Origin of the sequence: Coprococcus comes ATCC 27758, from assembly GCF_025149785.1 — a bacterium.
In the GTDB taxonomy this organism is placed as follows: domain Bacteria; phylum Bacillota; class Clostridia; order Lachnospirales; family Lachnospiraceae; genus Allocoprococcus; species Allocoprococcus comes.
Window position 1 is genome coordinate 2417878 of sequence record NZ_CP102277.1, and the last position, 22126, is coordinate 2440003.

General features: G+C 42.9%; 22 protein-coding genes. 2 read left to right on the top strand and 20 right to left on the bottom strand.

The window, feature by feature from the left end; genetic code table 11:
• Positions 1–58: 58 nt before the first annotated feature.
• Genes NQ556_RS11930 through NQ556_RS11940 form a run of 3 tightly spaced genes read right to left on the bottom strand, consistent with a single transcriptional unit; the run spans position 59 to position 2320 of the window.
• On the bottom strand, positions 59–802 hold the full coding sequence (locus NQ556_RS11930) for an amino acid ABC transporter ATP-binding protein (RefSeq protein WP_008368495.1): 744 nt from the start codon (positions 800–802) through the stop codon (positions 59–61).
• Positions 799–1443, bottom strand: coding sequence for an amino acid ABC transporter permease (locus tag NQ556_RS11935; RefSeq protein ID WP_008368496.1), 645 nt, complete (start codon positions 1441–1443; stop codon positions 799–801). The genes NQ556_RS11930 and NQ556_RS11935 overlap by 4 nt, the downstream gene beginning before the upstream one ends.
• Before the next feature lie 46 nt (positions 1444–1489).
• Positions 1490–2320, bottom strand: coding sequence for a transporter substrate-binding domain-containing protein (locus tag NQ556_RS11940; RefSeq protein WP_022220635.1), 831 nt, complete (start codon positions 2318–2320; stop codon positions 1490–1492).
• Between the two features lie 409 nt (positions 2321–2729).
• On the opposite strand from NQ556_RS11940, the gene hydF reads away from it, so the two are divergent.
• On the top strand, positions 2730–3977 hold the full coding sequence (gene hydF / locus NQ556_RS11945; RefSeq protein ID WP_008368499.1) for a [FeFe] hydrogenase H-cluster maturation GTPase HydF: 1248 nt from the start codon (positions 2730–2732) through the stop codon (positions 3975–3977).
• Positions 3978–4708: 731 nt separating this feature from the next.
• On the opposite strand, the gene NQ556_RS11950 is transcribed toward hydF, so the two are convergent.
• From NQ556_RS11950 to NQ556_RS12020, 15 genes are all read right to left on the bottom strand, one after another.
• Complete coding sequence (locus tag NQ556_RS11950) at positions 4709–5923, bottom strand: LL-diaminopimelate aminotransferase (protein ID WP_008368500.1); 1215 nt, start codon at positions 5921–5923, stop codon at positions 4709–4711.
• Between the two features lie 26 nt (positions 5924–5949).
• Positions 5950–6777, bottom strand: coding sequence for a diaminopimelate epimerase (gene dapF / locus NQ556_RS11955; RefSeq protein WP_008368501.1), 828 nt, complete (start codon positions 6775–6777; stop codon positions 5950–5952).
• Between the two features lie 23 nt (positions 6778–6800).
• Complete coding sequence (locus tag NQ556_RS11960; RefSeq protein ID WP_008368502.1) at positions 6801–7346, bottom strand: ANTAR domain-containing response regulator; 546 nt, start codon at positions 7344–7346, stop codon at positions 6801–6803.
• Between the two features lie 37 nt (positions 7347–7383).
• On the bottom strand, positions 7384–8715 hold the full coding sequence (gene glnA / locus NQ556_RS11965; RefSeq protein WP_044998552.1) for a type I glutamate--ammonia ligase: 1332 nt from the start codon (positions 8713–8715) through the stop codon (positions 7384–7386).
• A 269-nt stretch (positions 8716–8984) separates the two neighbouring features.
• Entirely contained in the window at positions 8985–9974 is a 990-nt protein-coding gene (pta, locus tag NQ556_RS11970) for a phosphate acetyltransferase (protein WP_055158222.1), read from the bottom strand.
• Between the two features lie 139 nt (positions 9975–10113).
• On the bottom strand, positions 10114–10818 hold the full coding sequence (locus NQ556_RS11975) for a TetR/AcrR family transcriptional regulator (RefSeq protein ID WP_008368506.1): 705 nt from the start codon (positions 10816–10818) through the stop codon (positions 10114–10116).
• Between the two features lie 204 nt (positions 10819–11022).
• On the bottom strand, positions 11023–12339 hold the full coding sequence (locus NQ556_RS11980) for a sensor histidine kinase (protein ID WP_008368507.1): 1317 nt from the start codon (positions 12337–12339) through the stop codon (positions 11023–11025).
• Positions 12329–13009, bottom strand: coding sequence for a winged helix-turn-helix domain-containing protein (locus tag NQ556_RS11985; RefSeq protein ID WP_008368508.1), 681 nt, complete (start codon positions 13007–13009; stop codon positions 12329–12331). Before NQ556_RS11985 ends, NQ556_RS11980 begins: the two co-directional genes overlap by 11 nt.
• A 22-nt stretch (positions 13010–13031) precedes the next feature.
• Positions 13032–13688 (bottom strand): phosphate signaling complex protein PhoU, encoded by a 657-nt coding sequence (gene phoU / locus NQ556_RS11990; protein ID WP_195196663.1) that lies wholly within the window; start codon positions 13686–13688, stop codon positions 13032–13034.
• Positions 13689–14438, bottom strand: a complete 750-nt coding sequence (gene pstB / locus NQ556_RS11995; protein ID WP_055158199.1) for a phosphate ABC transporter ATP-binding protein PstB — start codon at positions 14436–14438, stop codon at positions 13689–13691.
• A 13-nt stretch (positions 14439–14451) separates the two neighbouring features.
• Positions 14452–15243: a phosphate ABC transporter permease PstA gene (pstA, locus tag NQ556_RS12000; protein ID WP_416387036.1), complete on the bottom strand. Its 792-nt coding sequence runs from the start codon at positions 15241–15243 to the stop codon at positions 14452–14454.
• A gap of 88 nt (positions 15244–15331) precedes the next feature.
• On the bottom strand, positions 15332–16225 hold the full coding sequence (gene pstC / locus NQ556_RS12005; protein WP_008368514.1) for a phosphate ABC transporter permease subunit PstC: 894 nt from the start codon (positions 16223–16225) through the stop codon (positions 15332–15334).
• A 20-nt stretch (positions 16226–16245) separates the two neighbouring features.
• Positions 16246–17175 (bottom strand): substrate-binding domain-containing protein, encoded by a 930-nt coding sequence (locus tag NQ556_RS12010; protein WP_008368515.1) that lies wholly within the window; start codon positions 17173–17175, stop codon positions 16246–16248.
• Positions 17176–17403: 228 nt separating this feature from the next.
• Positions 17404–18111, bottom strand: coding sequence for a GTP pyrophosphokinase (locus NQ556_RS12015; protein WP_022220501.1), 708 nt, complete (start codon positions 18109–18111; stop codon positions 17404–17406).
• Between the two features lie 162 nt (positions 18112–18273).
• Positions 18274–19110 (bottom strand): glucosaminidase domain-containing protein, encoded by an 837-nt coding sequence (locus NQ556_RS12020; RefSeq protein ID WP_008368518.1) that lies wholly within the window; start codon positions 19108–19110, stop codon positions 18274–18276.
• Positions 19111–19339: 229 nt separating this feature from the next.
• Between NQ556_RS12020 and NQ556_RS12025 the strand changes: the two genes are divergently transcribed.
• Positions 19340–19603 carry a hypothetical protein gene (locus NQ556_RS12025; RefSeq protein ID WP_008368519.1) on the top strand — a complete coding sequence of 88 codons (264 nt, stop codon included), beginning with the start codon at positions 19340–19342 and terminating at the stop codon, positions 19601–19603.
• 44 nt (positions 19604–19647) lie between these two features.
• Here the strand turns inward: NQ556_RS12025 and NQ556_RS12030 are convergent, their stop codons facing one another.
• Both NQ556_RS12030 and NQ556_RS12035 read right to left on the bottom strand, forming a co-directional pair.
• Entirely contained in the window at positions 19648–19902 is a 255-nt protein-coding gene (locus NQ556_RS12030) for a pyridoxal-phosphate dependent enzyme (protein WP_081445204.1), read from the bottom strand.
• A 64-nt stretch (positions 19903–19966) separates the two neighbouring features.
• Positions 19967–21982 carry a beta-galactosidase gene (locus tag NQ556_RS12035; RefSeq protein WP_008368522.1) on the bottom strand — a complete coding sequence of 672 codons (2016 nt, stop codon included), beginning with the start codon at positions 21980–21982 and terminating at the stop codon, positions 19967–19969.
• Positions 21983–22126 lie beyond the last annotated feature (144 nt).

Consider the following 22126-nt stretch of genomic DNA (forward strand, 5'->3'; position numbering starts at 1 on the left):
AGGCTCTCACCTGCCCCTTTATGAGTAGTATATCAATAATTTTTACAAAACGTCTTATTTATGCAGTTGCCGGAAGAACACGGGATAAGAATGACTGCGTCCTTCTCTCTCTTGGTGCTGTAAAAATTGCATCCGGTCTGCCTTCTTCAACAACATATCCGTCTGCCATAAAGATGACCCGGTCTGCCACATCACGTGCAAAGCCCATTTCATGTGTTACAACGATCATCGTCATTCCTTCTTTCGCAAGAGATTTCATAACATCAAGTACATCTCCTACCAGTTCCGGGTCCAGCGCCGATGTCGGCTCATCAAACAACAACGCTTTCGGTTCCATTGCCAGTGCTCTTGCAATGGCAACTCTCTGCTGCTGTCCACCTGAAAGTGTACTCGGATATACATCCGCTTTATCCTTTAATCCTACCTTATCCAGAAGTTCCAGTGCTTTTGCATGCGCTTCTTCCTTATTCATGTGTTTGGTAAGGATTGGTGCCATCATAACATTCTGAACAACGGTCTTAAGCGGAAACAGATTGAATTTCTGGAAAACCATTCCGACTTCCTCACGGAATTTACGGATGTCACAATTCTTATCGAGAAGATTCTTTCCCTCATACTGTACGGTTCCGCCTGTCGGTCTTTCAAGCTGATTGATGCATCTTAAGAAAGTACTCTTTCCCGATCCGGAAGGTCCGATGATACAGACCACTTCACCTTCATTGATATTAAGATTGATATCCTTTAATACCTCCAGGTTCCCAAATTTCTTCGACAAATGATTTACTTTAATCATACCAATCACCTCATTTTCCTTTCTATCTGTTTCTGGACAATTATCAGTACCGAAAGTATCACCAGATAAAACGCTGCCAGTGCTGTGTATGTAGGAATTGCTTTAAAGCTCAACGCTGCATACGCCTGTGCCTGATGCGTGATCTCATTAACCGCAATCGCAGATAAAAGTGCGGTATCCTTAACAGAAATGATAAACTGGTTAAATAATGCCGGAAGTGCCGCTTTAAATGCCGGTGGGATAACCAGATGGATCATCGTCTGTGCACTTGTAAGTCCAAGTGATGCACCTGCTTCTTTCTGTCCCGGATCAATGCTCATCAATGCACCTTTTACAATTTCTGAAATAAATGCACCGGAATTCAGTGCGATAACGCCAATTCCCACTGCAGTGCTTCCAATATCGACACCCAAAAGCTTCGGAATTACAAAATATCCGTATAAAGCCTGCACCATAAGCGGTGTCGCACGAATGATCCAAATGTAAACTTCTGCAATTGCTTTCCCTATTTTATATTTCGACTGAAGCAGGTATCCACAGAGGCTTCCGATCAGGAAGCCAATTGTGATACCGACAACAGCAATTAAAATCGTAAGTTTTAATCCCTCAAACATCATTGGAAGTAAAACATTCAAAAAAGTCATATCCATATACTATCTCATCCTATCTTCTTTTTAGTTGCTGTCTGTTCTTTGATTATTCACACCATTTCGCATAGAGTTCATCTGTTGTGCCATTATCAATCAGTACCTTTACAGCTGCATTGATTTCATCATAATATTTGCATTCTTTAGAAATTGCTACGCAATACGGTGCCTGGCCCTGATTAAACTCATCCCCGACTACCTCCAGGTTGCTGTCCGATGTTGTCTTAATATAGAAATATGCTCCAGGTCCATCCTGAATAACAGCATCTACTTTTCCCTGCTCCAAAGATTCATATGCAGTTGTGATCGTGTCATGTACTTCGAGAGTTGCACTTGTAAGGTTCTTGCTTGCATAAGTATGAGATGCGGTTCCCTTTTCAACGGCTATTTTTTTATCCTTCAGATCATCAACACTCTTAATTCCTTTATCGTCATTTTTATTTACCATAACGACCTGACCGGAATCACAATAGATATCACTGAAGTCCATAACTTCTTTTCTTTCATCTGTTGCACAAAGTGCTGCTGCTCCGATGTCCAGTTTATTTTCAGCAAGTGAAGTAGTAAGTGCCGAATAATCCATTGCCTGAAGACCACCATCGATTTCGAATCCCAGAAGCTCCTGCAGATCATTTAACAGATCAACATCATATCCGATCAGCGTCTTTCCGTCCTCATCATAGTATGTAAATGGTCCGAAAAGTCCGGTTGTTCCGACTTTCAGTTTGACACCTTTCATGCTGTCCTTCAGCTCGTCTTCTGTATATTCTTTCTTTGTATCAGAAGTTTCCTTTGTATCTTCTTTTTTACTTCCACATCCTGCTCCAAGTACTGTTACCATTGCTGCACACATTAAAACTGCTATTAATCTTTTTTTCATAATAATAATCCTCCTTAACTGTGTAGTGAAAACGTAAGGGCGCATCACAAATTCTTTTGTAATGCGCCCTTGCATTTCCGTCCGCAGACACTCTCTCGTTCCCGGGATTGTTTGAGAAATTACTTTGCACTTCTGATTACTTTCTTTTCTGAAATACAAAAAGGATGCCGCATCTGATGCGACATCCTTGTCTGTTCTGTTCTTTATGAACTTGTGATTATTTTACCGTACTTTCACACTTTAGTCAATGAAACTTTTATCCAAAAATGCCAGTTTTATATGTTTCTTTTAAGTAAATTTTCACAAAATTGATTTTCTATAGTATATGTGATACACTATTTTCAGATCCAAACTGACTGCAAAGGAATTCCTGCGCAAAAAGAATACAAAAAAGGAGATTACAAAAAATATGAGTCTTAACAGCACCCCTTCTGCAGATCGTGTACATATCGGTATCTTCGGTCGCAGAAATGCCGGAAAATCCAGCATCATCAACGCTATCACCGGACAGAATCTTGCCATTGTATCTGATGTTCTCGGAACAACTACCGATCCGGTTCCAAAGGCAATGGAACTTCTTCCCCTCGGACCTGTCGTGATCATTGACACCCCGGGGCTTGACGACATCGGAGAACTCGGTGAACTGCGTGTCAAAAAAGCCTATCAGATTTTAAACAAAACAGATATCGCTGTTCTGGTAATCGATGCCTCTCTTGGCATGACACCAGAAGATTTATCCATCTTAAAGAAAATACAGGATAAGAAGATCCCTTACGTTGTGGTAAAAAATAAATCTGACCTCTGCTCTTCTGCTGAAAATGGCGCAGTCTGTCCGAATCTGGATTCTATGTCGGATGCTTCTTTTCATATAGATGCTTCCAACAGTATCGAAGTCAGCACAGTAACCGGATACCATGTTCATGAATTAAAAGAACTGATTGCAAGCCAGGCTCCGGAAGAAGATCAGGATAAATATCTCGTCCGCGATCTTTTAAATCCAAATGATTTTGTCGTTCTGGTCGTCCCGATCGACTCTGCCGCCCCAAAAGGACGTCTGATCCTCCCGCAGCAGCAGACCATCCGCGATGTACTGGAGGCTGGTGCAATCTCTATTGTAACCCGTGACACAGAATTGAAGGAAACACTTTCGTCTCTTGGCAAAAAGCCACGCCTTGTCATCACCGACAGCCAGGCATTTGCCAAAGTGTCTGCCGATACACCGGAAGATATTCCACTGACCTCTTTTTCCATCCTGCTTTCCAGATACAAAGGAAATCTGAAGCTTCAGGTCGAAGGCGCACAGATGCTGGACAAGTTGGAAGATGGTGACAAAATTCTCGTCTGTGAAGGCTGCACCCATCACAGGCAATGTGATGACATTGGAACAGTGAAGCTTCCTCGCTGGATCCGCCAGCATACCGGAAATAAAGACCTGCACTTTGAATTCACAAGCGGAACCGAATTCCCGGTAGATCTCTCACCTTATAAACTCATTATTCACTGTGGTGGCTGCACCCTGAACGAACGCGAAATGCAGTATCGCCTCAAATGCGCCGAAGATCAGGGCGTACCGATCACGAACTACGGAACCGCTATTGCTCACCTGAAAGGGGTATTGGAGCGGAGTCTCATACCGGTTAGAGGAAGTTTGGAATAAGGCTACGGGCGAAGTGGGGACGAGGTGACGGTTTCACGCCGGTCTTCATCGCCTGCATTCTGTAAAATTTAATCGGGACGGAAGTTGCGACACCGGACTGATTCGCTGGAAAATCTGATGATTTTCCGGCTCAGGCAGTCCTCAGATTCCGTACTTGTAGTACGAAATCTGGTCACAATTTCCGTCCCGATTAAATGAACAGACTGCACAGCTCTTACGAATGGCGTGAAACCGTCACCTCGTCCCCACTTCACCCTTACGTTATTCAAAGCTTCCGCATTGGCGCATCATAGATGCGCCTCGCTGTGGATGGAAGGATTGTTTGTTCAGAATTGAAATCCATTCTTATTATATTTACTTTTGTTCTGACTTATATGTTATGAGTGATTTTGTTTTGGTATAGACACACATAACGGTTGAATAAAGCTTAAAGCCAGGTATCATTTTAAATTGGCTGCAGCGCCCAGGGCGTCGGATCACGGTGTGGATTTGACGGTATATGGCGGCGTGTTACAGCCTGTTAATGAAAAAAAGAGAAAAGTGTGATCGGATTTCGTACCCCAAGTACGAAATTCCGAAGACTCCTGAGATGGAAAATCATCAGATTTTCCGTCGAATGAGTCTGGTATCACACTTTTCTCTTTCTTTTCATGTTACAGGCTGTTCACGCCAGAGTCCACCGCCAAATCCACACCGTGATCCGACGCCCGTCCCTGCAGCCAGATTTTCAATTAAATATTCTCAATTCTCTTGATCGCTTCCAACGTATTCTCGTAACTTCCAAATGCTGTCAGGCGGAAGTATCCTTCCCCGCTCGGTCCAAATCCTGATCCCGGAGTTCCAACTACATTTGCTTTTTCAAGAAGGAAATCAAAGAATTCCCATGAAGTCATGTTATCCGGCGTCTTTAACCATACATATGGTGAGTTCACTGCTCCGGATACTGTGTATCCGGCATTCTTCAGACCTTCATAAATCGTTCTTGCATTCTTCTGATAGTATGCGATCTGCTCTTTTATCTGTGCTTTTCCGGCCTCTGTATAAACAGCAGCTCCGGCTTTCTGTACAATATAAGGTGCTCCATTGTATTTTGTTCCGTGACGTCTTGCCCACAGCGAATGAAGCATCACATCTCCACACTTAAGGTCTTTCGGAATGATTGTTGCGCCAAGACGTACTCCTGTAAATCCGGCATTCTTAGAAAAACTTCTAAGTTCGATTGCACAGGTTCTTGCTCCTTCACATTCAAAAATACTGTGTGGTACATCTTCCTCTGTGATATATGCTTCATATGCAGCATCATAAATGATCACTGCCCCGTTTTTATTTGCATAATCTACCCATTTCTGGAGTTCATCTTTTGTGATAGCCGCTCCGGTCGGATTGTTCGGGAAGCATAAATAGATCATATCCGGTACTTCTTTTGGCAGTTCCGGTACAAATCCATTTTCTGCTGTACAAGGCATGTAGATTACATTGCTCCATGTTTCTGTCTTTGGATCGTAAGTTCCGGTACGTCCTGCCATTACGTTTGTATCCACATATACAGGATATACCGGGTCTCCTACTGCGATTCTGCAGTCAGGTCCAAAGATCTCCTGGATATTTCCAGAATCACTCTTTGCTCCGTCTGAGATAAAGATCTCATCTGCAGCAATATCACATCCTCTTGCCTGGAAATCATTCTTTGCAATCGCGCTTCTTAAAAATTCATATCCAAGATCCGGTGCATATCCGTGGAATGTCTCTGCGTGTGCCATCTCATCAACTGCACTGTGAAGTGCTTCGATGATCGCAGGTGCAAGCGGCTGTGTTACATCACCGATTCCCAAACGGATGATCGGTGCATCCGGATTCGCTGCTGAGAACGCTGCAACTTTTTTGGCAATATTGGAAAACAGATAGCTTCCCGGTAACTTTAAGTAGTTTTCATTTACACTGTACATATGTCGTCTCCTTTGTGATTTGATCTTTATAGTACACCATCAAATACTTTAACCGCAGGTCCCTCCAAAAATACATGATTCACCTTACGGTCCCATCTGACAGATAACTCTCCACCTAATAATTTAACGATTACTTCCTCATCTGTCAAGTCATTCAGCACAGAAGCCACAACTGCTGCACATGCTCCGGTTCCGCAGGCAAGCGTTTCACCAACACCCCTCTCCCACACACGAATCTCCATCCGGTCCCTCGCAGTCACATGACAAAACTCGATATTTGCCCTCTCCGGAAATCTCGGATGAAATTCTAACTCCCTTCCTGTCTCTTCCAGAGAAATCCCGTTTATCTCTTCTAAAAAGATTACCGCATGCGGATTTCCCATCGAAATCCCGGTCATGCGGTAGTTCTTCTTCTGTACCTCAATCGGATCATTGATCACCAGATCCTTTTCGCTCAGGATTGGAATGCTGTGTGCGTTCAGTCTTGGAACACCCATATCTACCATAGCACCGCAGGCTTTCCCATCCTGAATATGAAGGTGCATGTTACGAATTCCGGATTTCGTCTCGATACTGAGCGTTTCCTTTCCGGTAAGTCTGTAATCATATACATATTTTCCCAGGCATCGGATGCCATTGCCGCACATCCCGGCAACAGAGCCATCCGAATTGTATATCTCCATTTTAAAATCAGACACCTTTGACGGACATATCAGAATCAGACCATCCGCTCCGATCCCGTAATGCCTGTCACAAAGTGTTCTTGCAAATCCAGGTGGATCTTCCACCCTTTCTCTGAAGCAGTTTATACACACATAATCATTTCCAAGACCATGCATTTTTGTAAAAATCATATATCCTGCCTCTTTAATCTCCTTTATTCCGCCATAATACTAAGTACCATCTGAGCTGTCTCCACCATATTGACACCGCTCTCCATACTACATTTCTGCAGATAGCGATGCGCTTCTTCCTCCGTCATATTATTACGTTCCATCAGAAGACTCTTTGCCTCTTTTACAAGTGCCTGCTGCTCCGGATTCCGGTTCTTAAGCTCTGCTCTTCTTTTCTTTCTCCGCCTGCCAATCGATTGTGCCATCATCTCGATCGTGTTCATCAGATCAAATACCTTAAATGGCATCGACAGGCTGATCACTCCCGGCGTCCTGTCACTGCATTTCTCCGGCGATGCGATCAAAAGCATCTCAATCGTACTCGGCAGATAATCTCTCAATTCATTATATAACATATCTGTCATTTTATAACCACAAACTACAATTCCATCATCCAGATTATCTGCCAATTGAACCGCCTGTGCTCCGGTTACCCCCACACCAATCACGTCAAATCCATTTCGTACCAGTATATTGCGAATATTGGTTGCAATCTCCTTTTTTGGAAATACAACAATAATACTGCTCATAATACCAGCCTCCTGCCTTTAGAATTGGAAAGTTTCTTTAGAATTTCTGTAAGTACTCATTAATTTCCCATTCTGTAACCTGAGTGCGGTATGCTCTGTATTCTGCACGCTTTGACTCGATCAGCTTCTGTGACAGTTCTTCTCCCAGTACTTCCTGCATAAACTGATCTTTCTGGAATTCTGTGATTGCTTCTCTTAAGCTTGCCGGAAGCTCCTCAATTCCAAGTGCATTTTTCACCACATCTGTCATTTCGTAAATATTCTCATCTACACTCTCCGGAGGCAGGATCTTGTTTTTAATTCCTTCCATTCCGGCAGCCAGACATACGGCAAGTGCCAGATATGGATTTGCTGCCCCATCCGGACTTCTGAGTTCGACTCTTGTGCTTTCCCCTGATACCCGTGGAATACGGATCAGAGGAGTCCGGTTATTCGCTGACCAGGCAATATATACCGGTGCCTCATATCCGGGAACCAGTCTCTTATAGGAATTCACGATCGGATTTGTGATAAAGCTGATCGCTTTGATATGTTTCATAAGTCCGCCGATAAAATAGTAAGCCTCCTTGCTCAGACCATTCGGATCTTTTTCATCTGCAAAAACATTCTTTCCATTTCTTGACAGAGACATATTCAGATGCATTCCTGAGCCATGGATACCATCCTTTGGCTTTGGCATAAATGTAGCATGAAGCCCGTGTCTTTTTGCGATTGTTTTGGTAACAAGCTTAAATGTCATGATATTGTCTGCTGCATCCATCGCCTCTGTATATTCCAGATCGATCTCATGCTGTGCCGGTGCCATCTCGTGATGAGATGCCTCCACACCGTACCCCATATCTTCCATTGTAAGAACAATATCACGTCTTGCATTCTCTCCCTGGTCCAAAGGTCCCAGATCAAAATATCCTGCACGTTCATTGGAAATCGTCGTCGGATTTCCCGCATCATCCGTCTCAAACAGGAAAAATTCGCATTCCGGTCCTACGTTAAAGTCATATCCCATCTCTTTCGTCTCGGAAAGTACCTTCTTAAGAACATGTCTCGGATCGCTTTCGTAAGCTGTTCCATCCGGTCTGTAAATATCGCAGATAAATCTTGCAACCTTTCCCTGCTGCGGCCGCCACGGAAAAATTTCAAATGTATTCAGATCCGGGTGCAGATACATATCCGATTCTTCGATTCTGGCAAATCCTTCTATCGAAGATCCATCAAACATACATTTATTATCCAGTGCTCTCTTAAGCTGGCTTACTGTAATCGCTACATTCTTCATTGTTCCGAAAATATCGGTGAACTGCAGCCTGATAAATCCCACGTCTTCTTCCTCGACAAGATTCAGGATATCTTCTCTCGTATAATTTTTCATATTCATACAAATCCTCCCGTTTTTACTACTCATAAATAAAATGATGATACCAGGGTCAAAAGGTCAGAAAGCCGATGCAAGCTTGCTTGCAAGAGGATTTTTTACCTTTTCCAACATCAGGTGATGTACATTCGCCAAATGCAGATCCGTTGTGCAAGCACAAATCTGCACTTGGCTCATCGCATCCACAAAAAGGGCGTTCTCAATCCATTTTGAAAACGCCCTTGTTTGTTATATTATAATTTTCGTCTGAATATTTGTCAATACTCTTAGTCTTCTACGAGTGCTGCTGTAATGATTGCCATAGAATAAACTTCTTCTGCATTGCATCCACGGGACAGGTCGTTGATCGGTGCATTAAGACCAAGAAGGATCGGTCCGTATGCATCAAAGTTACCAAGTCTCTGTGCGATCTTATATCCGATGTTACCTGCGTTGATATCCGGGAAGATAAATGTATTTGCCTGACCTGCTACTTCACTGTTCGGGCATTTTGTTCTTGCAACACGCGGAGATACAGCTGCATCAAACTGAAGCTCTCCTTCGATCGGAAGTGAAGGATACAGTTCTTTTGCTTTTGCTGCTGCATTACGCATCTTATCTACATCTTCACCCTTTCCAGATCCAAGTGTAGAGTAGCTTAAGAATGCAACCTTTGGATCGATACCAAAGTGTTTACCACATTCTGCAACTTCCCATGCGATTTCTGCAAGCTGATCCTCTGATGGTTTGAGATTAATCGCGCAGTCACCCATAGCAAGAACTTCGTTCTCACCTGTAGCTGACGGACGAACCAAAATGAAGCAGGAAGATACACAGCTTGATCCCGGTTTGGTCTTGATCAGCTGAAGTGCCGGACGTACGGTATCTGCTGTAGAGTAAGTAGCTCCTCCAAGAAGTGCGTCTGCAACTCCCATCTTAACCAGCATGGTTCCAAAATAGTTGTTTTTCTTAAGTGTCTTTGCTGCCTGCTCCGGTGTAACACCTTTGCTCTTACGAAGTTCGCAGAACAGTTCTACCATCTCGTCAAATCTCTCATAATCATCCGGATCAATGATCTCTCCGCCACGGATGTTGTATCCATACTTTTCAGCTGCTTCTAATACTGCTTCTTTATTTCCAACAAGAATTGGTGTAAGGAAGCTTCCTGCTAAAAGACGGGAAGCTGCCTCAAGAATTCTCTCATCTGTTCCTTCTGTAAAAACGATCGTTTTTGGATTTTTCTTCAGCTCTTGAATCATCATGCCGAAGCCTTTCATATTGTCCATCAAATTGCCTCCTTATTTCGTGTGTTCGATACTTTCACATATACTTTACCACGTTTTTTTGGGATTGCAATTTAATTAAATTTTTAACAAGGATTGTATTTAAAAATAACCAAAAACCGGCGTTTTTTTCTTATTTACGGTATCCTTTATAGCCTTTCAGATTGTTGGCAAGAGCCATAACGATCGTATCTACATCATCTACCATCAGTTTTACACGTTCCGGAATCTGCTCTTCCTCTATCCCGTTTTCATATACATCTTTGAAATAGCCTTCAAAGAGCATACACACCATCCGGTTTAATTTTACTGCATTGTCATATGTAATACCACCAACATTGATACACCGCTTGCACATCTCAAAATCACGTGCCAGAAAGCTTGGTGTCTGAAGCATATTGTAGAAAAAACGGTTAACATTTACAATATCTTCCGGAAACATTTCATAATATTCCCGCATTGCTTCTTTGAGTTTTACATTGTTATACTCAAAAAATAACAGATTATATGCTTCCGGATTATGAAATGCCTCCGTTGCATAACAATCCCACACACCTACATATACCTGCCACATATTCTTCCAGGATTTCTCAGCCTCATTCAGCCTGTCTATGTAACCGGTTAAAATTCTGAGTTCTGCATAGTATAAAAGTTCAGACACATTATCAAAGTACCTGTACAGACTTGCTGATGAGCACCCCATCTCCTTAGCAATCCTGCGGATAGATACTGCCTGAATCCCTTCTTGCTGAATGATCTCATGTGCTTTCTGGATATAATCCCTTCTGGATAATCCTTTAAAATAATTGCTGCTCGTACTCTGCTTCTGTTCTTCCATAGTTGCCTCTCATTTTCCATGTGAATCTCTACACAGATTGTATCCGGCACTCTTCCATACCGAATTCAACCATTTTTTAATTTTAGTCATATTACTCTTTATTATACATGATTCTGTTTTTGATATAAAATAGAAAAAAGCTATAATATTTCATAGCTTTTTTCTATACATTATACATTTAATTTCCCAATTGTAAACAGTTTTTTAACAATGAAAAATAAGCTCCATTTTTGTACCTTTTCCTTCTTCACTTTCCACATGGATTTCTGCGTTATGCAAAAGTGCTCCATGCTTTACAATTGAAAGACCCAGACCTGTTCCACCGGTCTCTCTGGAATGGCTCTTATCCACCCGGTAAAAACGCTCAAAAATACGATCCTGATGCTCTTTTGGGATTCCGATTCCGGTATCCTGGACAATGACTTTTTTCCCATTCAGTGTATTTCCAACCCAGATATTTACTTTTCCATTTTCTTTATTGTATTTGATCGCATTTTCACAGATGTTGTAGATCATCTCATCCAGGATCTGACGGATTCCAAAACATTCCACATGTTCTCCTACCACTTCAACCTGTATTCTGCGTTTTTCTGCCTGAAGTGCCAGACGGCTCACAATCTCCCTTGTCATCTGATACAGATCCACATTCTCTTTTTCAAGCTCCACACTGCCCTCATCCAGCTTTGACAGCTTGATAATATCACCGACCAGGGTGATCATCCTGCTTGCCTCTTTATAGATCCGTTCACTGAATCCCTGCATATCTTCCGATTTTACAAGACCGTTCATCATAATTTCTGCATATCCCGAAATCGAGGTCAGAGGAGTCTTCAGCTCATGGGAAACATTTGCAGAGAATTCTCTCCTCATCTGTTCAATTGCTGCTTTTTCTTTATTCTGCCTGTCAATTCTTTCAAGCAGCGGATGCAACTCTTCATATACATCATTTTCCAGTGGTTCTTCCAGATCCAGATTGTTAATCGGTGCAATCAGCCTTTTCACCTGATGCCTTGTCATAAACCATGCAACACACCCCATCATGACCCCGATCGCAATCATATACGGTAAGATCATAAATGCTGTATTCCAGACCGTATCCATGCCTCTTGACACACGCAGGACAGAGCTATCATCCATCTTCAACGCATAATAGTACATCTCCTGTCCTTTGCTGTCTGACATACGGATATCCTGCCCACTGCCATTTGCCAATGCCTCTTTGAATTCTTTTCTTGATTTGTGGTTTGCCAGCGTTTCCTGATCATCTCCGGTATCATAAAGTACTTTTCCGTCTTTATCGATCCATGTTACCCGGGTGTTCTTACTGACCTTATCCATGGTGCCAAAATATTCTTCTCCGGATATATCTATTGCCGCCCGGATATATTCTGCCTCCTGAACCAGTTCACTGCGCCGGATATCCAGCGCCTGCCGGTAAATAACCAGAGTAACCAGAATATATGAGATCAGGAGTGACATCGTAACCACAAAAATCATACTTTTCTGGATTCTATTTCGCATCGATCTCTCCTATACGGTATCCCACTCCCCGGACAGTCTCAATATATTCTCCTGCCTGTCCCAGCTTCTGGCGCAGGGTTCTTACATGGACATCTACCGTTCTGGTCTCACCGTCAAAATCATATCCCCAGATTTCTTCCAGTAATTTATCTCTTGTCAGAACAATATTCTGATTCTCCATAAGTTTTCTCAACAGCTCATATTCTTTCAATGTTAATGCTACCGGTTCTCCCGCTACCGTTACTTCATGCTTTTTACGGTCCATGCGGATCTCACCCAGCACATAGGTATCATCCTCTTCTTTTTTTGATGTCCGTCTGAGTACTGCACGGATTCTGGATACCAGTTCCATCATTCCAAATGGTTTGGTCACATAATCATCTGCTCCCGCATCCAGTCCCATGACCTTGTCATATTCTGCACCCTTTGCCGTAACCATGATGACCGGAATATCTTTGGTTCTCCCGGAAGTCTTCAGCTTCTTCAGGATCTCCATTCCATCTTCTCCAGGGAGCATGATATCAAGCAAAATCAGCTCTGGCAGTTCCTCTGCCAGAGCTTCAAAGAATGATGTGCCTTCTTCAAATCCACGGGCCTCAAATCCCGTAGTCTCAAGTGTATATACTACTAATTCCCGGATGTTCGCTTCATCCTCCACACAAAAAATCATTCTCGTTCTCCTTTAATTTCTTTTAGATTGCAGTTCCGCCTGCATGAATACCTGTAATTGAAAATTCAACCCACTCTGCAATATTTGTTGCATGATCTCCGATCCTCTCCAGATATTTCGCAATCATGATCAAGTCGATTGCCTCATCTCCGGCACTTCCTTTGTGATCGGAAATAAATTTTACCAGATCTCCTTTTACCAGATCAAAAAGATCATCTACCTCATCATCTGCTGCCATGACACTTCTTGCAAGCTCCAGATCTTTCTGTACATAGGCAGATACACTGTCTCTTACCATCTTTACAGTCGCCTCTGCCATCCGGTTAATATCCTTCAGATTCTTTTCCTCTGTTGATTTTGTTGCGATCACAATATCTGCAATATCCGCAGTCTGATCTCCGATACGTTCCATATCCGTGATCATCTTAAGTGATGCCGAGATCCTTCGCAGATCCCGCGCTACCGGCTGTTGCTGAAGCAAAAGCTTCAGGCAGAGATTTTCAATTTCTTTTTCCATCTGATCGATCTCGCTGTCTGCTGTAATGACAGCCTTTGCTCTGGCAATATCATGTCCTTCCAGAGCTCCTGTTGCTTCCTCGATTGCCGTCTCGCAAAGTTCTCCCATATGGATAAGCATCTCATTAAGTTCTTCCAGCTGTCTGTCAAATCTGTTCCGCATTTAACCAAACCTCCCTGTAATATAATCTTCTGTCCTCTTATCGGACGGAATCGAGAATAATTTTTCAGTATCATTATATTCTACAACTTCTCCAAGAAGGAAAAATGCGGTATTGTCCGACACTCGGACTGCCTGCTGCATATTATGTGTTACCATAACGATAGTATAATCTTTTTTCAGTTCCATCGCAAGGTCTTCTATCTTGGATGTTGAGATCGGATCCAGTGCGGAAGTCGGTTCATCCATCAGAAGTACTTCCGGTTCTACTGCAAGTGCACGTGCAATGCAAAGTCTCTGCTGCTGTCCACCGGACATGCCAAGTGCACTCTTTTTCAGACGGTCCTTACACTCGTCCCAGATAGCTGCATTACGCAGTGATTTTTCTACAATATCATCCAGTTTTGCCTTTGAACGGATTCCATGCGTTCTCGGTCCGTAAGCAATATTATCATAAATGCTCATCGGGAATGGATTTGGTTTCTGGAATACCATTCCGACTCTTTTTCTCAGGACATTTACGTCCATTCCTTTAAAAATATTCTGTCCGTCCAGAAGGATTTCGCCGTCAATCCGGCATCCTTCTACCAGATCATTCATACGGTTGATCGACTTGAGAAGTGTGGATTTACCACAACCACTCGGTCCGATGAACGCGGTGATCTTATTTGGCTCGATCTCAAGGTTAATGTTTTTCAGTGCCTTGAAATCGCCATAATATAAATCAAGATTTTTTACACTTATCTTTGACATTTTCTTTTCCTCTCTATGCTTTCGTCAGTTTCTTCGCAACCACACCGGAAAGGGTGTTGATCGCAACAACCAGTACAAGCAAAATAACAGCTGTCGCATACGCCTGGTTCATATACAGTCCTTCGCTTGACAGCATATACATATGGATTGCCAGTGTCCGACCGGAACCAAGTACATTCTTTGGCACCTGTGCAACCGTTCCTGCTGTATAAATCAGTGCTGCCGTCTCTCCTACGATACGTCCAATGGCAAGGATCACACCCGCAAGGATTCCAGGAACTGCCGATGGAAGCACGATACGGAATACAGTACGGAGCTTTCCGGCTCCAAGTCCAAAGCTTCCTTCTCTGTAAGAATCCGGAACTGCTTTAAGTGCTTCTTCTGTCTGGCGCATGATCAGCGGAAGAATCATAATCGATAAAGTAAATGCACCTGCCAGAACGGAAAATCCCCATTTCAGCGTATTTACAAAGAACAGCATACCAAACAGACCATATACGATAGACGGAATGCCCGAAAGAGTCTCCGTCGTCAGGCGGATCACTTCGATAAATTTATTCCCCTTTCCTGCGTATTCCACAAGAAAGATTGCTGAAAAAATACCAAATGGTACTGCGATCAAAAGCGAAAGCAGTGTCATAACAACCGTATTGATCAATGCCGGTATAACAGATGCATTGTCCGATGTATAATGTAATGAAAATAATGACGGTTTAATATACGGAATTCCATTGATCAAAATATAAAAAATCAAGAACAGGAGCAATGCAAACGTGATAAATGTCGCAAGCATCACAAGAAACATCAAAATCATGGATCCCGGATGTCTCAGATAGCTTTTTATCTTATCTGTAAAATTTTCCCGGTTGATATAAACAGGTTTTTTCGTCTGATCACTCATGTTCACCCCTCCTCTTAAGCAGCGCAACACTAAAATTGATGATCAGGATAAATACAAAAAGTACAACTCCTGTAGCAATCAGCGCTTCCCTGTGAAGTCCGGTCGCATATCCCATCTCAATTACAATATTACCAGTCAGAGTACGGACACCGAGCAGAATATTATTGACCAGTCTAGGCTGGTTTCCTGCAATCATAATAACTGCCATGGTCTCACCGATCGCACGTCCGATTCCAAGTACGATTCCTGTAATCACACCGGACTTTGCCGCCGGAATCACAACTTTGAAAATACTTCTTTCCTGGGTTGCTCCAAGTGCCAGCGAGCCTTCATAGTACTGTGGTGGCACTGCACGCATTGCACTTTCTGTTGTCCCGATGATCGTTGGAAGGATCATCATACCAAGTACAATTGATGTAGTCAGGATTCCTTTTCCATCTCCGGATTTTTCAACCAGTCCCATCATCTTTAAAGTTCTTCCGAAGTCCCGAATGATCGGAACTACGATCACCATGCCGAAGAAACCATATACAACTGACGGAATTCCCGCAAGCAGTTCAGTTGCTGCTTTTAACGGTCTGTAAATTTTCTTCGGGCAATACATAGCCATAAATACCGAAGTCAGAATTCCGATCGGCACACCAAATATAATTGCTCCTGCCGTCACATAGATACTTCCGATGATCATCGGAAAAATACCAAAAAGTTCATTTCCCGGACGCCAGATATCACCGGTTATAAATTTTACAAATCCTATCTGTCTGATTGCAGGGATTCCATTTGCAAACAAGAAAATGCAAATGAGAGCTACCGCCAGCACCGAAGTGCAGGCGGCAATGAAGAACACTCCCTGCATGACTTTTTCAGTCCATGCTTTTGATTTCATTCTTTAATTTCCTCTTTTATTTATTTGGAAACTTCATCCCATGTTGTAACATCCCCAACATAGATTGATTTTACCTGATCTGCTGAAAGCTCATCTGCCGTGTTAGCTTTATTTACGATCACTGCAATACCATCTGTTGCGATTACTGTTGCTTCAAGTTCTGAAGCTTCGTCATCTTTCAGTTCTCTGGATGCCATACCGATGTCATAGCTTCCTTCAATCGTAGATGTCATACCTGTTGTAGAATCTGAAGTCTGAAGCTCAATGTCTGCATTTGGGTTTACTTTCTTATATGCTTCAATCAGTTTTTCCATCAGCGGTGATACAGAAGAAGATCCACCTACTACACATTTTCCAGATGGTTTTGATCCTGCATAAGCTTCTACATCCGATACCGGAATGTATTTTTCATTTGATACGATTTCCTGTCCTTCTGTACTCATAATATATGCCATAAAATCTTTTGCAACTTCATTATCAAGATCTTTCTTCACTGCAATATTGAAAGGTCTTGACACTTTGTAAGAACCATTTTCGATATTGTCTGCTGTGGCTTCTGCTCCGTCAATCTTCAGAGCCTTTACGCTGTCATTTAAAGATCCGAGTGATACATAACCGATTGCATATTCGTCACCTGCTACAGTTGTAAGCATTACCGATGTATTATTTGTAATCTGCGCATCTGTTGTTGTCATATCTACTTTCGTTCCGTCTGACTGTTTTTCTTCTATTCCGAACAGCTCAATGAAAGCTCCTCTTGTACCGGATCCATCTTCACGGGATACGATTGTGATATCATTTGATGTATCAAAATCACTTCCGCTATCTGCGCTGCTGTTATCCGTACTGCCCTCTGCGCTCTTGTCAGATGATGATCCTCCGCATCCAACTGCCATTGTTGCTGCCATTGCTGCTATAAGTGCTACTGCCATTAATTTTCTGAATTTCATAATACTAAAATCCTCCGTTTTATGTGTTTTTGTTTTTTCTTTTCTTCACGGTCTCTATCATATAAAATGGTTGTAAAATCTGAAATCCTGGCTGTGTAAAGTTTTTGTTAAATATGATTTTTTTCTGTTCGGGGTCAAAAAAGCAGGAGCAGTCAGTTAACGTTGAGTATACTCCTCAACAATCAATTGACTGCTCCTGCTTTCTTATAATTACTTTCTTGTGTTTCTTTATCGGATCATAGGATTCTCAATGATCTCCGCATCCACTTCTTCTGTTTTCTCCGGAACCGGCTTCTCACCGCCTTCTTTCAGACATTCCAGAATTGCTTCATTCAGTGACAGCATCTTGTCATCCAGTGCCGATACCATATCCGCACATTCCTTTAGTTCCCGGCTGATATACTCCGGTGCCTGTCCTTCAAACTTGTAATAAATCTTATGCTCCAGACTCGCCCAGAAATCCATCGCAATTGTCCTGATCTGGATCTCGACCTTCGTATCCACCACACTGTCCGACAGAAAAATCGGAACGGACACCAGCATGTGGTAGCTCTTGTATCCACTTTCCTTCGGATTCTTGATATAGTCTTTGATCGACAGAACCTTTAAGTCGCTCTGATTCCCGATCATCTCCGCAAGCCGGTAAATATCGGATGTAAACGAACAGATCAGACGGACTCCTGCGATATCATTGACATAGCGTACCATGTTCTCAATACTTGTCTCATATCCGTACCGCTTCAGCTTTTTCACAATACTTTCTGCGGATTTGATCCTGGTCTTGATATGCTCGATCGGATTATATCTGTGTACATGTTGAAATTCATCGTTCAGTATCTCCAGCTTCGTCCCTACTTCTTTCAATGCGGAATTGTAAAGAAACATGACGGTCTTCCAGCTGTCTACGTCATCGTAATACTTCATTGCTGACTGCATGTAATCTCCCCTTTTTATGTATACTTCCCTCCGGAATCTATCTCCCTTTTTCGTCCCGAAAGTAAAATCAGTATACCATTTTTTCTCTTTGAAATCTATACAGCCCGGGCAAGCTTCATAGTATTTTAATAAATTAGATAATCTCAATCTGACACATTTCTTTTATTTTCGCATTGCATGAATCATTTCTACAATGTCGTATCCATAACGTTCACCCGTTGCCCAGCCATACCCTTCCGGATTCTCTTTCTGCCCCAGCCACTCTACATACGGTGCGCTCCCCTTTGTCACGTAAGAGTAACGGTCATCTACACATTCCCCGGCAAGTGCTTCGTCTGTCGCATAAGCTTTCAGATGCTGGATCTGTGCCCGGATCCCGGTTCTGACATCCGGGTAGGAATTCCCCGGTACGCCTCCTCCCGTCGTCCCGATCCCGGCAAAATTATACTGGGTGATCTGCATATCCCCACCATACTGCAGCCAGCCTGTCTCCTTCATCGCCTGTGCAAATGCAACCTCCGGACGGACGCCTTCTGCCGTGGCTTCTTCATAATACATCTGTGCAAATGTCTCAATATCCGGTGCACCTCCCTGCGTCAAAACTTCTGCCGGATAAGTGCTTCCATACGCTTTAAAATAATTTACCAATTGCCAGGCGCGGATACTGCTGATCCCCATCACCGGATACTGTCCCGGCTGGATGGATGCTTCTACCGCTTCGGCCTCGGCAATGCCTTTTGCTTCGGTGTCTGATAGCTGCTGCGCTTCTGTCATCTGGGCTTTAATTGTGCTGTCTGCCTTTGTTGATTCCGTGCTGTCTTTCCTGCTTTTCTCTGTGTTCTTTTGCTTTGCAGTTTTTTCTGATTCTTCTATATAGGTTCTGCCTTTTTCATCTGCGTTTCCGGCTTTGGACTTACCATATATCATACCAATCGATACAAATATCATACAGATTCCCAGTATAACCCGGATTATAGTTTCTCGTTTTATTCCAGACATTTTTCTGATTCCCTGTCTTTTTTCTCTATCCTATTCCATGTTATTGAAAATGATTCTCTTTCTTTCATAAACTTTAGTATCAATATAGCACATCATATCAGAGAATCATAGAATAAAATCTGTCTCCTTTACTTTCTCCCCTAAATCCGCTATACTGAAAATCACTTGATACATAAACATTCTTCGCCTGACCGGCATTTTTCATATTTATTATAAGGAGGATTTTACCATGTTCCGCTTATGGGGAAAAGAATTTAAAGACAATCATATGATCAAAGATACCACCATCTGTGATGACAGTGGCGATACAAGAACCCACAAGATTTTCAATGCTCTGGATGAGATCTGCTATGAATTTGATCTCAGCAAACCGATCTGGCTGGATGTGAATATCAACGAATTCAAGCGGCATTCCAAAGCGAGATTCTATCAGGACAGTTTCGTGGATTCGATTGATTTTGATTTTCTGGAAATCCAGGTGATTGAAGAATAGAAAAAGAGAGGATTTTTCAACCGCATGAAAAATCCTCTCTTCTTCTATCTCTTCGTTTCATCCGAATAAATTCCACTGGAAAGATATCTCTCTCCACTGTCCGGCAAAATTACAACCAGATTCTTCCCTGCATTTTCAGCTCTCTTTGCCACCTTGATCGCTGCCCAGAGCGCTGCTCCTGATGAAATTCCAACCGAAATTCCTTCTGTCTTTGCAGAAAGTCTTGCCGGCTCATAGGCATCCTCATCCGTCACAGTAATAATTTCATTAAATAATTCCTGCCTAACCCAAAGAAGCAGGAATCTCTGACATCCTTACACCTGTCTGAAATTCCTGCTTCCTTTTATTTTCAATCTTAAATTTTTATTCCACTACAATCTTCACACCAAACTTCGGAAGTTTTTCTCCTTTTCCTACTGCATTCCCACTCAGCAGATCTGTTTTGCCTGCAAATTCTTCCGGAATTTCCAGCTCTTCATCCCTGAAGTTCATCACAAAATAGAAGCTCTTTCCTTCTCTGTTACGTTTCACGATCTCCAGACCGTTTCCAGCTCCTGCAACCGGTTCTGCTCCTGCATCCTCTACTGCCATGGAAAGAATCTTCGCAATTCCATCTTCTTCCATACAGGTTCCGATGTAATACAGTTTTCCTTTTCCATAACTATGTCTGGTCACTGCCGGCATGCCTGCGTAGAAATCTTCCGTATATTCGCCAAGAGACTCCGCTCCCTCCAGATGCATCAGATCACATACGATCTTACATTTGCTCCGGCTTCCGTCTTTGAACGTCACGATGTTATGCTGTTCCGGTGCAAGGGCATCAATTTCTTCCACCCAGACACCAGCCATCTCTTTTAACGGTCCCGGATATCCTCCAAGGTATACATTATCTGACTCTCCAACAATACCACTCATATAGGTTGTCACAAGAATACCACCATTTTTCACATACTCTTCCAGTGCTTCTTTCATTCCCGGTTTTACCATATAAAGAACCGGTGCAACCACCATCTTATATTTTGAGAAATCCGCATCCACCGGAATCATACTGGTGCCAATATTTTTTTCATAGAAATAACGGTAATAGCGGTGGATCTGGTCTACATATTTGAGACTGATCGACGGGCCGCTTGTGTATTCCAAAGCCCAGTAATTATCCCAGTCAAAGATCACTCCAACTTCTGCTTCATTTACAGATCCCGGGATCAGGTCACTTAATCTTTCCAGTTCTTCACCAAGTTGCTTCACCTCGCGGAAGACTCTTGTATTTTCCGTTCCTGCATGTGCAATGACAGCACCGTGGAACTTCTCACACCCTCCCACACTGCGACGGAGCTGGAAAAACTGGATCGTATCTGCTCCGTGTGCCATGGTCTGATAGCTCTGTGCACGCATCTGTCCCGGACGCTTGAGGGAGTTATACGGCTGCCAGTTCTGCTGGCTTGGAGTCTGCTCCATCAGCATAAATGGTTTATCCTTAAGTCCACGCATCAGATCATGCTTCATGGCCACCATACTCCACGGCGTGTTATAAGATGGATAATTATCCCACGAAATAACATCTATTTCTTTCGCCCATTTGAAATAATCCAGTCCTTTAAAGGTTCCCATCATATTGGTAGTGATCGGTGTCTCTTTATCAAACTTACGGATCGCTTCTTTTTCCATCTTGAAGTTATTCAGCATTCCGTCTGAATTAAACCGGCAGTAATCAATGGAAAGACCTGCAAAAGCCGTCATATGCGGTTCTGCTGCATCTTCGATCCCATCGCCAAGTGCATCTGGTAGTACCACTTCGTCCCAGTCATAAATGGTATGTCCCCAGAATTCGGTATTCCATGCTTTGTTCAGTTCATCCAGAGTCTGATACTTCCCGCGCAGCCATACGCGGAACGCTTTTTCACAGTTTTCACAATAACATTCTCCACCGTATTCATTGCTGATATGCCAGCAGGTCACATGCGGATTGTCCCCGTAACGCTCAGCAAGTTTGCCTGCAAGACGGGATGCAAACTTCTGAAACACCGGAGAATTCGGGCATGCATTGTGGCGCTGACCGAATTTGTGATGTCGTCCCTCGTAATCCGTTCTCGCTACTTCCGGATATCTTTTTACCATCCATGCCGGAAGCGCGCCTGTTGAAGTTGCAAGCACGATATCATAGTTCTCCCGGCTCAGCATATCAATGATCTCATCCAGTTCTGTAAAATTATAGATTTCTTCTGAAGGCTGGATCTTCGCCCACGAAAATACATTGATCGTAGCACTGTTGATCCGGGCATCCTTGAAAATGCGCATATCTTCTTTCCAGATCTCTTTTCCCCACTGGTTCGGATTGTAATCTCCACCGTATAAAATTCTCTTAAATGGTCGTTTCATAATATCTCCTTTTTCTTCTTTTTCTTTTCTGCAACTGATATTCTGTCTTGATTATACCAAAACTGGACAGTTTTACCAGTGCAAAAAGACCGGCAGTCTCAAACCGCCGGTCCTTTCGTCATATTTTATTCTCATGGCATGTGA

What these genes read in the sequence shown, in the direction of transcription:
- NQ556_RS12025 (WP_008368519.1), top strand. Translation starts at nt 19,340, where the DNA reads ATGTTCCGCTTATGGGGAAAAGAATTTAAAGACAATCATATGATCAAA.
- NQ556_RS12010 (WP_008368515.1), bottom strand. Translation starts at nt 17,175, where the DNA reads ATGAAATTCAGAAAATTAATGGCAGTAGCACTTATAGCAGCAATGGCA.
- hydF (WP_008368499.1), top strand. Translation starts at nt 2,730, where the DNA reads ATGAGTCTTAACAGCACCCCTTCTGCAGATCGTGTACATATCGGTATC.
- pta (WP_055158222.1), bottom strand. Translation starts at nt 9,974, where the DNA reads ATGAAAGGCTTCGGCATGATGATTCAAGAGCTGAAGAAAAATCCAAAA.
- pstC (WP_008368514.1), bottom strand. Translation starts at nt 16,225, where the DNA reads ATGAAATCAAAAGCATGGACTGAAAAAGTCATGCAGGGAGTGTTCTTC.
- phoU (WP_195196663.1), bottom strand. Translation starts at nt 13,688, where the DNA reads ATGCGGAACAGATTTGACAGACAGCTGGAAGAACTTAATGAGATGCTT.
- glnA (WP_044998552.1), bottom strand. Translation starts at nt 8,715, where the DNA reads ATGAAAAATTATACGAGAGAAGATATCCTGAATCTTGTCGAGGAAGAA.
- dapF (WP_008368501.1), bottom strand. Translation starts at nt 6,777, where the DNA reads ATGATTTTTACAAAAATGCATGGTCTTGGAAATGATTATGTGTGTATA.
- NQ556_RS12015 (WP_022220501.1), bottom strand. Translation starts at nt 18,111, where the DNA reads ATGCAGTCAGCAATGAAGTATTACGATGACGTAGACAGCTGGAAGACC.
- pstB (WP_055158199.1), bottom strand. Translation starts at nt 14,438, where the DNA reads ATGTCAAAGATAAGTGTAAAAAATCTTGATTTATATTATGGCGATTTC.
- pstA (WP_416387036.1), bottom strand. Translation starts at nt 15,243, where the DNA reads ATGTTTCTTGTGATGCTTGCGACATTTATCACGTTTGCATTGCTCCTG.
- NQ556_RS11950 (WP_008368500.1), bottom strand. Translation starts at nt 5,923, where the DNA reads ATGTACAGTGTAAATGAAAACTACTTAAAGTTACCGGGAAGCTATCTG.
- NQ556_RS12020 (WP_008368518.1), bottom strand. Translation starts at nt 19,110, where the DNA reads ATGTCTGGAATAAAACGAGAAACTATAATCCGGGTTATACTGGGAATC.
- NQ556_RS11935 (WP_008368496.1), bottom strand. Translation starts at nt 1,443, where the DNA reads ATGGATATGACTTTTTTGAATGTTTTACTTCCAATGATGTTTGAGGGA.
- NQ556_RS11985 (WP_008368508.1), bottom strand. Translation starts at nt 13,009, where the DNA reads ATGATTTTTTGTGTGGAGGATGAAGCGAACATCCGGGAATTAGTAGTA.
- NQ556_RS12035 (WP_008368522.1), bottom strand. Translation starts at nt 21,982, where the DNA reads ATGAAACGACCATTTAAGAGAATTTTATACGGTGGAGATTACAATCCG.
- NQ556_RS11980 (WP_008368507.1), bottom strand. Translation starts at nt 12,339, where the DNA reads ATGCGAAATAGAATCCAGAAAAGTATGATTTTTGTGGTTACGATGTCA.
- NQ556_RS11960 (WP_008368502.1), bottom strand. Translation starts at nt 7,346, where the DNA reads ATGAGCAGTATTATTGTTGTATTTCCAAAAAAGGAGATTGCAACCAAT.
- NQ556_RS11975 (WP_008368506.1), bottom strand. Translation starts at nt 10,818, where the DNA reads ATGGAAGAACAGAAGCAGAGTACGAGCAGCAATTATTTTAAAGGATTA.
- NQ556_RS11940 (WP_022220635.1), bottom strand. Translation starts at nt 2,320, where the DNA reads ATGAAAAAAAGATTAATAGCAGTTTTAATGTGTGCAGCAATGGTAACA.